Source organism: Chitinophaga sp. W2I13, from assembly GCF_050434005.1.
GTDB lineage: Bacteria > Bacteroidota > Bacteroidia > Chitinophagales > Chitinophagaceae > Chitinophaga.
Genome location: NZ_JBNPWD010000001.1, coordinates 5,790,085 through 5,803,670, shown reverse-complemented (window position 1 = coordinate 5,803,670; position 13,586 = coordinate 5,790,085). Strand labels below are relative to the sequence as shown.

Sequence of the window (13,586 nt, the reverse complement as noted above, 5' to 3'; positions counted from 1 at the left end):
GACCGTTGTTCCTGGCACTGAAAAATAAAGTGTTAAATTGACAATTATAATTATAATTTTCTTATTTTCACCCTTCGGTAGTCATCTTCCACATTAGTCATCACCACGTAGAGATTTAACATGATGCGATTAACAGCGGTTATCATCCTTGCCACGATATTATTCAGGCAGCATGCACAAAGCCAGGACTTTCATAAATGGGCGCCCGGCCCGCCAATGGGCTGGAACAGCTGGGATTGCTATGGCCCCACGGTAACGGAGGCGGAGGTAAAAGCCAACACCGACTACATGGCCAAATACTTAAAATCATCTGGTTGGGAATATATTATAGTGGACATCAGGTGGTATGTCAGCAACGATAAATCGCATGGCTATAATGAAACAGATCCTGAATATAATATGGATCAATACGGAAGATTTGTTCCGGCAGTAAACCGCTTTCCATCTGCCAAAAACGGCCAGGGATTTAAGCCGCTGGCCGACTATATTCACAGCAAAGGATTAAAGTTTGGTATTCATATTATGAGGGGAATACCAGTGAAAGCGGTAATGGAAAATACGCCCGTGAAAGGTACCACAGTAAAAGCAGCTGATATCCACTCAAAAGAGGGGCAGTGCCTCTGGCTGCACGATATGTATACCGTTGTCCCTGAAAAAGAAGGCGCACAGGCGTATTACAATTCCCTTTTTGAAATGTATGCTGATTGGGGACTGGACTTTGTAAAAGTAGATGACCTGTCTTCCCCTATTTATTTTGCGGGTGAAATAGAAATGATCCGGAAAGCAATAGACCGCACCGGACGGAAAATAGTGTTGAGCACATCCCCCGGCGAAACGCCAATTGAACACGCAGCGCATGTTCAGCAATACGCCAATATGTGGCGCACAGTAGGCGACTTCTGGGACAACTGGAAACAATTAAAGGAACACTTTAAAGTATTTGAGCGCTGGAATAAATGGAGAGCGCCCGGCGCTTATCCCGATGGCGACATGCTCCCACTCGGCCGCATCGGGATACGTGCGGAACGTGGACATCCGCGTATGAGCGGGTTTACAAAAGATGAGCAATACACCCTGATAACGTTATGGACGATTTTTAAATCGCCGCTAATGTTTGGTGGTAATCTGCCAGACAATGATCCTTTTACCTTGTCCCTGCTCACCAATAAAAACGTACTGAAAGTATTAAATACCAGTACCAACAACCGTCCGCTTTTTACGGAAGAAGATAAAGCTGCCTGGATGGCCGAAGATCCGGCAACTGGCGCCAAATACCTCGCCGTATTTAATACCGCGGACCATCCTTCAACGCAGGCCATGCCTGTTACTGTTGATCTGAGTACACTCGGAATTACCGGCTCCTGCAAGATTACCGACCTTTGGTCCGATAAAAAAGCAGGCACTTTTTCCGGTACTTTTTCACCGGTTATTGCCAGTCACGGTGCAGGGTTGTATCGTATTGAGGAGAAAAAATAGTGTGGCAGATCCGGCCGGCTGTCTTGTCAATTCAGATTCCTGAACTCGTTTGGTTTTATACCGGTTTTTTGCTTAAATAACCGCGTAAAATGCTGCTGATACTTAAATCCTAACTGAAGGGATATATCGTTAATTGCGTTGTTCGCATCAAACAGCCGGCCATTGGCTTCTTCAATTACCAGCCATATCTCATATCACCACATTTGATATTTTTCAGAAAAACTGCGTATACCCCATATATCCCCTGAAATTTAACAAAACCCCTTCCTTCCACCATCCAGCTGAAAGTAAATCGGTAAAACTGGTAAATAAAACGGTATTTTATATAAAGCAATTCAATGGCTGGTAACGACATTTGTAATGTGAATGACTTTAGCAGTTAACAGAACAAGCTGAAATTAATATACTGATTATGAATTATATAGATATTTCAGAAAGACGCTGTAACACCGGCATCTTTCTACAAATAATAATTCTTTTTGTTTTCATACTAAGTACAACGAACATGAACGCGCAACAACGCAATTTAACCGGTCAGGAATTAACGGTTCAGCAGCAAAGCCTGGTAGCTGTTTCCGCTTTAACTGCCACCGGTGATTTAAACGGATTAAAAGAGCAGCTGAACGCCGGATTAGATGCCGGGCTAACGATTAACGAAATCAAGGAGGCTTTGGTACAGCTTTACGCCTATTGCGGATTTCCCCGGAGTTTGAACGGCATAACCACGTTCATGACTGTGCTGGAAGATAGAAAAACGAAGGGCATTAGTGACAAACAAGGAAAGGAAATTGTTTTAACCAGCGATAGCAGCAACAAATATGAACAGGGCCGGAAAGTGCTGGAAACGCTGACCCAAATGCCGCAAGCAAGGCCGGCGCCAGGGTTTGGTGAGTTTGCGCCACGCATCGACGCATTTTTGAAAGAGCATCTTTTTGCGGATGTTTTCGACAGTGATGTGCTGACCTACCAGCAAAGGGAACTGGTCACCATTGCTGCCCTGGCGGCAATGCAGGGAGTGGGGCCGCAGTTGCAGTCGCATATAAAGATGGGAATGAACACCGGTATCACAACCGGACAATTAGCACAAGTAGCCGGCCTGATAGAAAAAAGCGTAGGGAGGAACCAGGCAAATTCGTTGCGAAAGCTCTTGTCGGAGCCAGCTATTCCGGTAATTGAACCGGATATGATGGTGCGGATTTCAGAAATTGAAATTGTGCCGGAATACCTGGAAGAATATACCTCCATTCTGAAAACGGAAGCAGCGGCATCGGTAAAAATAGAACCGGGCGTAATTGCTATCTTCCCCATGTTCCAGCAGTTAAATCCAACACAACTCAGGATTATAGAGATATATGCCAACAAAGCGGCCTACCGGTCTCATTTACAAACACCCCACTTCCAGCATTACAAAACCAGTACGCTTAAGATGGTAAAATCACTAAAATTGGTGGATATGGAGAGCATTGATAAAGAAACAATACCGGAGATCTTTAGAAAACTAAAATGAGCAAATTAATTTAAGAACAGCAGCTGCCTCCTTTCTCCTTATCCCCGTACTCATCATGACGGCGGAACCACATGGTATTCCCGGTTTCATTGCGGCCCAGCGGCGCCCGGTCCAGCCATTGGTACATGCCCCAAAGCCCGTCCAGTCCGCGCTCATATGTTGAGTACGTGTGGTAAACCACCCCATCCCTCAACACAAAGGCGCTCATACCGGGCGCCTCACGGGTATACGTAGCCCAATCTGTGCCTACGGTCGCAGCAATCCGCTTTCCGGCTTCCGGCGCTTCCTGAAATGCTTCAATTTCATTGGCACGGGAGGTCACGTTCCCTGTGCGATAGTTGTACGCTACGGCGCCCGAACGTTGCTGCTCCGCGGTGAATGACACCTTGAAATCGTAGTTGAAATCACTTTCCAGGGACGAGGCCCAGGGAAAATGCCAGCCCATCCGCTGCTTGTACGCCTGCAACTTTGCCAGCGGAGCCCGCGACACGGCAATGAGCATCACGTCGTGGTTAGCCAGGTGAACTGCGAAACCATTAAAATCGTCTGCAATCGACGAGCACGACGGGCACCCGGCCTCATACTCCGGCCCAAACATGAAATGATAAATAAGCAGTTGTGACCGCCCGCAAAAGAGATCAGCGAGCGAGGCTTTCCCATTATCTGTATCAAAGCTATATGCTTTGTCTACCTTCACCCACGGCAACTCCTGACGGCGCCGCGCTACCTCATCACTATGCCTCGTAAGCTCCTTTTCGGCCTTTAGCAGTTCGATCCGGGCTTTCAGCCATTCTTCTTCCGAAACCACGGGATGGTTTTTAATATTGGGCTCCATAACGTTTTTATTTATTTAAAATATACTAACTCTTATCACGTGGCTTTTGTTCAGGTTAGTAGCTATTTGGTATCGTATGCTTTACAGGCATCTTACCTCTTTTCCTGAAATAGACACCCTCGCTTTGCCACCAGCCTTCACCAGTACTTTTGGCCAACGGAGGAAGGCCGTATAACCCATAGGTTGCTTTGCTTCCAGGCTGGTTTCCGACATAACGGTCACACTGGCATCATAAGCCGTTGGATTATGCAACAGGATCACCAGTCCTTTATTATCTTTCTTAATAATTGTCGTCTCCACGTGGTCAAAAACATAGCATTTTGATTTGTCGCTGATCACATAAATACCTGGTAGTTCAAGTGCCATCAGCATTCCGTTGGTTTCTGTCCAGGAATTGCGGGTGTATATAAAATTCCCGGTGCTCTCCTTCCCTTCTGCATCTCCTGGCTGAATGCGCTCCATAGAGGATCCCACCAGGTAATTGCTGGTAATATGGCCTGGCATATTAACCGCCTCCGTGTGTGCGTGCTGGATATCCCTGATCAAATCTGCATACAATGATTTTCCGGTAGCCCGGAACAATTTAAAAAGATAGTCGCCGGAGGAAGTACAGATGCCCGGTGCGGCATGTTTATTTTGAATGCTGGCCCAAACAGCCCCCGTCATATTGGCCTGTAATTTCCCGATGGTACTCGACGGAGGAAAAACCGGTGCATAAGACAGGGTCCAGCTGGAGCAGAGGGCTGCCTGTACTTCGGCCATCGACAGCCACTTGTGATCTCCGGTATATTTATATAATGCCATTAAAGACTCCAGGAATCCAAAAGCCGATTCTGAATTGGCATCCTGCGAAATATCCCCGCAATCGCCACCTGTAAGCCCCTGCCCTGCTACATCGCGGCGGTAATAATAATCCGCAGATGCTGCTGCTGTTTGCAGCCAGTCGGCCCTGTTAAAATAGTTCGCTGCCAGGGCCATGCCAGCCGGGACGATGGCGCCCGCAGTAGAATTAAATACTGCCACCTCTCCTGTTTCAGGCGCTATATACTGGCCAAACTGACCATGCTTCTGCCAGGTTTTTACAAATGCGCCAGCCAGTCTTTTTGCTGCCTCTTCCCAATCTTTGTTTATCATGGCAGCATGCCCGCTTTCCCTGAACAACAACAAATGCTTCATCAACCAAAACAAGGCATCCCCGTTCTTCCGCACCAGTGCCTGCACTTCCGGGAAATCCCGTGACATCTTCTCTCCTGTGATTTCTCCGTTTGCTTTTATGCCGCCGTAAAAATAACCGCTTTTACCCTGCAATCTGTGAACTACAAAATCAAGTTCCTCACAGACTCTTTTGCGTTCCTTTTCGTCGTTCAGCGATAGCATCGGATAGGTGTTGATCATGCCGCTCACCCATCCCAGCTGAAAATCGTTGCTGTTCTCCGGTTTATAATAATTGCCGGCCTGCTGCTGCGTAAAATTACTGCTGCATATGCCTGTTCCCAGTTCCAGTAACTTGCTCATCGGTACCAGGTTCCGGGGAGCAGCATGGTCCGGGATATCTTTTCTTACTTTAAAAAATTTAGTGAGCAAAGCCGGGATATCTGGCGCCTTAAACACATACAACCGGAAACGCAGCGATACTTCGTCGCCGGCCTTCCAGTCCGGCGCCTTATCACCGCTCAGGTGAAAGTCGCCGAAGCCGGCAGCCAGCTTACGCATGGCGGGTGCTGATAGGTCAAAAGAAAAATGGTCTTTATGAGCACTCTCGGTGATGGTAACCCCGTTGTTTCCCCATTTTGTTTGTTGCGTTGTTAATAGGATAAAGCCCATTTGTTCAGCCGGAGAAAAAAAACAAACGGCGGGAGTGGCCATACTACCTGTTTGCAATTCTACCAGGGAAGCCTGATCATTTTCTATCGACAAACGGGGATTATTTGAAATCGTTAGCGGCACCTGCGGGTTATAATACATATCACGCGGATAGTCGGGATTATAACCATTCCCTATAGCGCGATAGCGGTTGCCGTTATAAAGCGAAGCCGGCACCAGTACATAATTGGCGGGGCTCCAGTTGCTGAAGTCAAATTTCATCGCTACGGTTGCAGCGTTTACCTGTCCGGCTGTCAGCCTGAAAGTTGCCACCACATCAATTGCATCGCTGTATTCCTTCACCGGGCTCACTTTCAGCGCCAGTTGCCAGTTATCCGGCGCCTCTTTCAAACGAAAAACGTTTTCCGCTATCAGGTTGGTGCCATTATATTGTCTTTGCAAAAAAGCAACCGATCCATATACCTGTTGCAGCATCCTGTTGACCTGCGGATCCCGGAACTGCGAAAAAGTGCTGTTTGATGTGACAACGGCCACCAGGAACAATAGGAAATACTTTATTTTAATGCGATACATATTTGCTGTTTAATGCAGCTAAAGGTCTGATTCCCTTTATATGAACCCAACCTTTAATTTGGCAATTACGGCTACTATTTTTGCCGCCTTTAACTTCCCGCGTATTTTATTATCTTTGGATTGCCTGTAACACACAACCAGACCTACAATCCGATGCAATACATATACGAGAATTTTACATTTCCGCCGGACCAGTCATTTACGGTAAGGTCAGAGATTCTTGAAATAAAAAAATATACTGCCTTAAAATCGCATGTTAATTTTGAGATTGCGCTGCTGGAAAACTGTAGTGGCAAACGGTTTATCGGCGATCATATTCAGGATTTCGACGGGCCGGAGCTGGTATTGCTGGGCAGTTACCTGCCACATTGCTGGCAATATTACAAGGCGGCAGATCCGCTTATCCCCACCCAGGCGGTGGTTATTCATTTCTTTCCTGATTTCCTCGGAAAGGAGCTGCTTGAAAAGCCGGAAGCAAAACAATTGAACCTGCTTTTCGCCAAGGCGGCAAAAGGCGTACTATTTACAGGCAACACCCTCCGCGATGCCAAAATGATCATGCACCAGATGCTCTATGTGTCGGGCTTAAGCAGGGTGGCACTGATGATCCGCCTGCTGGACGTGCTCGCACAATCCGAATCATCAGTAGTATTATCATCTCCTTACTACAACACCGTTGAAAGCTCCGGAGAAGCAAAAAAAATCAACAAAGTATTCGATTACATCTTTCAAAATTTCAAAGACGACATCGTACTACAGGACGTAGCTGATCTTATTCCCATGTCGTCGGCAGCTTTCTGCCGCTTTTTTAAACGCAACACCAACCGTACGCTGATCGACTTTGTAAAGGAAGTACGCATCGGGCATTCCGCCAAACTTTTACTGGAAGGACATCACAACGTAGCAGAAGCCTGTTATAATAGTGGCTATAATAACATCTCAAATTTTAATAAACACTTTAAGGAAATCAAAGGATTGTCACCCAGGGACTTCGTCAGGCAATACGAAGACAAAGAGAAAAAATGGCATTAGCGCCCAAAACCTTTAATCACTCTTTTGTGAACCGGTAAAAAGGTAATACCTCCACCCATTTTTCATGCTGCCCGGCGCCGGCAACGCCGGTCTGATAACCATCCATTAACCGGTTCCATTCCGCGCAACGCTTATCATAAGATTCAGCCGTTTTTCCCATTTGCCCGAGATCTGCTCCGGCAGGCACACTGATGGTCATTACCAACAGATAGTCGTACCGGTAAAGCGTTATTTTCCGGTAGCCTGCTTTCTTAAAGCCTGCTTCCACTTCCGGCCATATATGCTGATGATAGTCGAGATAGGCTTTCAGCTTCTGCGGATCATGTACAATATTCACCACAAATACATGCTCCTGCAGCTCCGCTTCTTTTGGGGATGCATTACAGGCTGTAAATATAACTACGGCAGTCAACAGTAATATCCTGCACAAAACAGCGGGTAATATTTTATTCATGATTCGTTAGTTTAATACTATATAGATCGTGATCATTATTAAAGCCAGTGCTCCCCAGCCTGCCCATAGCCATTTATCCATGCCCGAGCCGGCGTTATCCGGAAAGGTAAATGATACGTGATTTTTTTCGGGCGACTTAAAAACCATCGTTATCACCCCCATTAAAATCACCAGGAAAATAAAGATATAGACAGACAGTAGCAGGAAATGCGGCCAGAATCCTTTATACGGATAGTTCAATACGTAACAAACGCCCATTACCAGGCAAAGAAATCCGCCGCCAAACAATACTGTTTCTGCTCCCACCCGGTGGGTACGTTTCCAGAATATGCCGGCTAAAAAAACAACCGATAGTGGTGGCGCCAGTATAGACACAAGTCCCTGTGTTAATTCAAACAGGCTTTTATCAGAGTAAGAAAATAATACAGCGATACCTCCTCCCAAAAAAGCGCCAGCGGCGGTCATCCATCTCCCCACCCTTGTTTTATCCTTTTCTTTCAATGTTACAAACTGCGTAACCACATCCAATGTAAAAACAGTACTGAAAGAATTCAGCCCTGAAGAAACGGTATCGATCAGGGAAGCAATAAGGGCCGCTATACAGAGTCCGCGAAGCCCGGCGGGCATCAGGTTTTTGACGAGCGTAATGTAAGATTTATCCGGCGTGGTAATATCTCTGTATAATAAAAAACAAATAATACCAGGCAATACAAAAATAAATGGCGTAATCACTTTGAGCGCCGCCAGGAAAAGAATGCCGCGTTGTCCCTCTTTGACAGTCTTAGCCGCCAACACCTTTTGCACGATCGTCTGATCTGCACACCAGTAGTAAACGGCTACTACAGGATACCCTGCCACAATAGCGAGCCAGGAATATTCGGGATCGGACCTGGCATGAAACAACTTCCAATAGTCGGGAGGGATTGCTTTGGCCGCATCTTCCACATGACCAATTTTCCCTATAGCCAATACCGTTAGTATCAGGGAAGAAACAATAATGATCACCGACTGGAAAACGCCGGTCCTTACCACTGCCTTTAGCCCCCCGATAGCAGTATAGCTGGTGGAAATGAGGGTTGTCAACACTACTGCTTCCAGCAGGGAACATTGGAAAATTTCAGAGATAACCAGGCCACCCGCATACAGTGCACTGCCAAGCCATACAAACAATATAGACACCAGGCTGTAAACTACCAGGAAATTATAGGACCTGCGGCCATAACGTAAAAGCAGGAATTGCGGAATAGTGCTGATCCCTGACGAAATATAACGTGGAATAAAAAATACAGACAACAACATCAGAAATATCCATGCCAGCCACTCAAAATTGCCTCCCACCACCCCCTGCGAAAAACCCAGGCTGGATAAGCCTATCAACATCATCGGGCCTACGTTGGCACTGAACATGGAAAAGCCGATCTGCCACCATTTCAAAGAACGCCTGCCTAAAAAAATATCTCCACCCGATTGTGACCGGGAAGATTTAAGGTAAAAACCAAAGGCGAATAAAGCGATTACATAGACGACAAGGACGAGATAATCAATTCCAGTTAATATTATCTTCACAGAAAATGCTTAAGGATCACAAAGATACGATCGGCTTGTATTCACCGACGTTCTTTTTATCCCATATCCTTGTCCTGGTCAGTTGACCGGTGCTTTCACAGTGGCCCCAATTTATCCTGACAGGCAAACCAGGCATCTCCGGCAGGAAAAACTTCCCGTTGCTCCATGCCGGTTTTACATCGAAATACGTTTCCAGTCCCGACATAATTGAATACATGTACTCCACTTCACATGGTTCAGACGCAGTAGCCATCAGGGAAGCTGTAAACAATGAATATCCGCCGGAAGAAAAATCAATCTTATGTTTGGCTGCCAGGTCTCTCACCGCCATCCATTCTTTCACGCCGGCTAAATGACCGGGTACCGGCTGCAAATGGCTTACGCCGATGTTTACCAACGTAGGAAATACTCTTGCCGTCCGTTCCGATTCTCCAAAAGCTATTTTCAAAGGCGTTTGTTTACACAGCGCTTCAATCTGGTCAAAAGATGCTGAATGCGTAGGTTCTTCAAACCAGGCCAGGTTTTCCCCGGCTGTCTGATCTATAAACCGGAGCGCCTGATCACAACTCCAGATCTGGTTGGCGTCCACGGCGAGCCTGACATTTTTTCCCAGGAGATTACGTACAAACTTCACACGCTTTACATCTTCCTTCATGTTCATGCCAAAATCCTTACCCACCTTCATCTTATAACAATCTACCCCTGCTGTGGTAAAATAGGTAACCTCTTTTTCCAGTTGCTCATAACTATAGTTGGTGCCTCCTCCGCTGCCATATACCTTTACCTCATTCCGGCCGGCGCCCATATATTTATGCAATGGGACGCCGAGCCGGCGGGTAGCCAGGTCGTGCAATGCCATATCCACCTGTCCCAACAGCGCAGATGCAGGGCCTCTGAAGCCCTCGTTGCGGATAGACCAGTATAACCTGGAATATAACTGGCTGTAGGAAAGGTTATTGGAATACAGCAAATGAGGCACGAGGCATGCTTCCAGGATATTGGTATAACTGCTGTACACCGGTGCTTCACCAATATTGTGATTTTCATCTTCAATGGTGATCATGGACATTCCAAAAGCATGAAACGGTCCCATAGTGGCGTCCTGCAATGGAGTAACCACCTGCACCGGGGCTAATTCCCTTATTTGTATACTCCGGATATTAAAGATCTCGTGATCGATATTACACATCTTAACTTCTTTTACCGTTACTGCAATTCAAAATTTCTGTCCGGATGGCGTCCGGTAGTTTACCCTGGTTAAAATTTTCAATACTGGCCACCAGTTCTCCTGTATTGGATGGTCCCAATACAATATTAAAATCATAGGGTAAAGACAGGAGGAACCTATGCGCCATAGCTGATAGGGAAAGACGGTGTTTTTCCGCTATTTGTTCCAGTTCTATGGCCATCTTCAGTGCCTCTTCGGGCAGCCATTCGGGGCGCATTTGTTTAAACGACCCTATACATCGCCCCAGCAGTCCCATGTTCAGCGGACTGGCAGCATAATATTGTATGTTACGGGATAGGCAGTAAGGCAGTGAATCCCCAAGTGAGGTTACATTTGAGGCATTAAGACGGTTAAACTCCATCACCACATCAAAAACGCCGGCATCCAGGTATGCTTTCAGCCAGGAAGGCCAATTACCTCCTACGCCTAACCGTTTTGCCAATCCCTGTTCCCTGAACGCTATCAGCCTGTTAATGATCCGCTTCGCGTCCATTTCGGGAATCGCATGAGGATCATGTAAAAACAGGATATCGAGAGAAGAGATACCGATAGTACGGAGACTGTTCTCCAGGCTTTCCGCCATTGTCCTGTCTGAATAATCGTAACAGGCTTCGTCGGCGGCGTAAGATTTGAGTCGCCCCACTTTGGAACTGATCACAGGTATTTTCCCATCCCATTGCTGTAATGCCTGACCAAGATAGCACTCCGCATCTCCATAAGCCGGAGCGGTATCAATAGCGATTATACCCGATTCGAGTGCGGATAAAATTGTTAATACAGATTGATGTGGATCAACCTTTCCCCAAACACCGCCTAATCCGGCAGTACCAAGCACCAAACGTTCGCTGACCATAAACAAATAAGTAAAATAAACTGTTATCAACCTGCTTTGCTGCGCTTCAATATTTCCGGGCTGCCCAAAACACCATCTGGCGCTACCTTGTAAAGTTTCCAGGTATTATCATCCAATTGTTCCAGGTGATAAACATTTTTTTCTTCCTGCATTTCTTTTTTCAATGCGTCTCCAAATGCACCGGCATTCTTTGCGTTTTCCCAGGTCCGGAAAGCTTTGAATATCGCCTGCTTGTCGGTTCTTTTCTCTACAGCATCCTGGCTTAACCCCAGCATATAGGTAGCCTCCCAGGCAATGGATTTACACTGGAGATTCTCTACTACCTGTATCGTCCAGTCACGCTGCAGATTCTGTATCCCAAAAGTAGCGGGAAAATAACTGCCGTTGAAAGAATAACGTATGTCTTTCCCTTCAATTCCCCATTTATTATTTACCGGATCAAACATATTATTACCACCCCCTACATTGCATACGCTCATGTAGTGCCAGTTTCCTTCAAAAACGCAGGATCCCATCACTCTCACGTACGGCACATTCATTTCTTTAAGGTGGTCAAACATGCCTCTCATAAAACGTTTGAAAGAGTATTGTCCATGTCCCTGGTAAGTAAAACTTTCGAAGCCGTCAAAGTCGATATAGTTCATCCCTCCGTCGTGCAGCAGGCGGGCGTAATAGGCCGCATAATCATCCTGCAGCGTAATATCGGGGATAAATCCACCATAACAGTTTACCTGGAGTTTGGCCAGTTGATCCCCGGCGTTATGCGCGGCGGCATTGGTTTTAAGGGCGCCGCGTTCTACACCGGTAAGTGTATAGGGTTTGGTGGTGGTAACGCCTTTATACCGGATCAGCTCTTTCCCGATCTTTAACACATTCACCTTGTTGTCGTCCCAACCGCCAAATTCGTTCAGATAACTGGTGTCCGCCACCTGTATCAATGTATCATTTGCACTAATCCTTTTGGTGATATGGGTTTTTAACACGGTACACAAGCCATCGTTAGGCACCGGATGCACATCGCTGCTAAATGGCTGAATAAATTCCGTGAGCGTATGCAATCCATAGGCAACACCTTCTTTGTTGGTTAAGGCGGTTAAGTCACTGATAGGCCTTTTTTGCTGGTTGAGCGTCACTTTTTTATCGGCCCACCGGTTGGCCGGATTCGTATAATATTCTCCCAAACCCTCATCCTGAACAGCTTTCAGCCCCAGCTGCCCGGCATAGGAAACCAGGCTGTCGTGCGGCCCCCACCAGGCGATATCCGTTTGATAATTGGACGGATCTTTTACCCACTTTCCATTCCGGGTAATATAGGGCAAGCCTTCATTTTTTACAATCTGTTCAATTGTCCGCAATCCAAGTGAATCAGGGCAGGCATAAAAGGCGATGGCAGAACCGATATAGTCTACATCAACCGGCGTCAGCTCCATATGCCGGGGCGATTTAACCCCGGGGAAATCATTAAAATGCGGATAAAAAATGGTGTATGGCTTCTTCCGGTCGCGCGAGTGTAATACGATAGACGATCCGAAGTCCGGCTCCAGGCTGGCGCCATTACCATTCATATACCGGTAATACTCTTCCGGGTGAGAATAAAATGCCACATCATTAATGCCATCTCCACCGATACGGAACCGTTGACCTTCCTGTAGATTTGCCGGCAGCGGGTACTTCACCGGGTCAGGCGAATGAATGATATAACAGGACTGATACATATCGCCATTACAGGGCGGACCGCTGGTAGTATTGTCGTTAAGCGCCAGTATGCCAATGGCAAAATTTTCACTTCTTACTACTGACAGTATTTCGCCGATGGTTTTGGAGATATTGGTTTTATAAGGTCCCCATATCACATTGTCAACGCCATTTCGTGGTAACAACGACAACAGTTCAAAACGCAGGTAGTCGTTTTTCTGGTCGATCTTTAACGTAGCAATTGTACCGTTGGGATAAGTCAGCTTTAACTGTTTCCCCTGTAGTTTTGCACTGACCGGATAAATATTCTTTCCTTCTTTCTCCAGCGCCAGTAATGGTGAGCTTAGTCCCCGGGGATTGTATTCCCTGCTTGTTTGTTTATCCCTGATACTGGTAATAAATCCGCTTTTATTGATGCTAACAGACGAATACCTGGTTGTAAACGCTATGTGCTGTGCGCCTGCATGCCTGTTAAAACCCAATAATGTACAAATTATTATCCCGGCCGTTAAATACTTCCTGTTACGCTTATTTTCTTTCATT

The 13,586-nt window shown here is 46.4% G+C and carries 11 protein-coding genes; 3 read left to right on the top strand and 8 right to left on the bottom strand.

Annotated features, from left to right (window positions below):
* Positions 1 to 120 precede the first annotated feature (120 nt).
* Positions 121 to 1,476, top strand: coding sequence for a glycoside hydrolase family 27 protein (locus tag QFZ48_RS23980; RefSeq protein ID WP_429048863.1), 1,356 nt, complete (start codon positions 121 to 123; stop codon positions 1,474 to 1,476).
* A gap of 26 nt (positions 1,477 to 1,502) precedes the next feature.
* Here QFZ48_RS23980 and QFZ48_RS23975 read toward each other — a convergent pair whose 3' ends face one another.
* The gene (locus QFZ48_RS23975) at positions 1,503 to 1,652 is read right to left on the bottom strand and encodes a helix-turn-helix domain-containing protein (RefSeq protein WP_429065552.1); all 150 of its coding nucleotides are present in this window, start codon (positions 1,650 to 1,652) and stop codon (positions 1,503 to 1,505) included.
* A 329-nt stretch (positions 1,653 to 1,981) separates the two neighbouring features.
* Between QFZ48_RS23975 and QFZ48_RS23970 the strand changes: the two genes are divergently transcribed.
* Positions 1,982 to 2,983, top strand: coding sequence for a carboxymuconolactone decarboxylase family protein (locus QFZ48_RS23970; protein ID WP_429063987.1), 1,002 nt, complete (start codon positions 1,982 to 1,984; stop codon positions 2,981 to 2,983).
* Positions 2,984 to 2,993: 10 nt separating this feature from the next.
* Here QFZ48_RS23970 and QFZ48_RS23965 read toward each other — a convergent pair whose 3' ends face one another.
* A complete protein-coding gene (locus QFZ48_RS23965) occupies positions 2,994 to 3,818 on the bottom strand; it encodes a DUF899 domain-containing protein (protein ID WP_429048866.1) in 825 nt (274 codons plus the stop codon).
* Positions 3,819 to 3,899: 81 nt separating this feature from the next.
* Positions 3,900 to 6,215: a hypothetical protein gene (locus QFZ48_RS23960; RefSeq protein WP_429048868.1), complete on the bottom strand. Its 2,316-nt coding sequence runs from the start codon at positions 6,213 to 6,215 to the stop codon at positions 3,900 to 3,902.
* Positions 6,216 to 6,368: 153 nt separating this feature from the next.
* Between QFZ48_RS23960 and QFZ48_RS23955 the strand changes: the two genes are divergently transcribed.
* Positions 6,369 to 7,247, top strand: coding sequence for an AraC family transcriptional regulator (locus QFZ48_RS23955; protein ID WP_429063985.1), 879 nt, complete (start codon positions 6,369 to 6,371; stop codon positions 7,245 to 7,247).
* 16 nt (positions 7,248 to 7,263) lie between these two features.
* Here the strand turns inward: QFZ48_RS23955 and QFZ48_RS23950 are convergent, their stop codons facing one another.
* The 5 genes from QFZ48_RS23950 to QFZ48_RS23930 are packed head-to-tail and all read right to left on the bottom strand — an operon-like array spanning position 7,264 to position 13,525.
* A complete protein-coding gene (locus QFZ48_RS23950; RefSeq protein ID WP_429063983.1) occupies positions 7,264 to 7,701 on the bottom strand; it encodes an L-rhamnose mutarotase in 438 nt (145 codons plus the stop codon).
* Positions 7,702 to 7,707: 6 nt separating this feature from the next.
* Positions 7,708 to 9,267: a sodium:solute symporter family transporter gene (locus QFZ48_RS23945; protein ID WP_429048874.1), complete on the bottom strand. Its 1,560-nt coding sequence runs from the start codon at positions 9,265 to 9,267 to the stop codon at positions 7,708 to 7,710.
* 16 nt (positions 9,268 to 9,283) lie between these two features.
* Positions 9,284 to 10,456, bottom strand: coding sequence for an enolase C-terminal domain-like protein (locus tag QFZ48_RS23940; protein WP_429063982.1), 1,173 nt, complete (start codon positions 10,454 to 10,456; stop codon positions 9,284 to 9,286).
* A 1-nt stretch (position 10,457) separates the two neighbouring features.
* Entirely contained in the window at positions 10,458 to 11,348 is an 891-nt protein-coding gene (locus tag QFZ48_RS23935) for an aldo/keto reductase (RefSeq protein ID WP_429063980.1), read from the bottom strand.
* Positions 11,349 to 11,374: 26 nt separating this feature from the next.
* A complete protein-coding gene (locus QFZ48_RS23930) occupies positions 11,375 to 13,525 on the bottom strand; it encodes a hypothetical protein (protein ID WP_429063978.1) in 2,151 nt (716 codons plus the stop codon).
* Between the last annotated feature and the right edge of the window lie 61 nt (positions 13,526 to 13,586).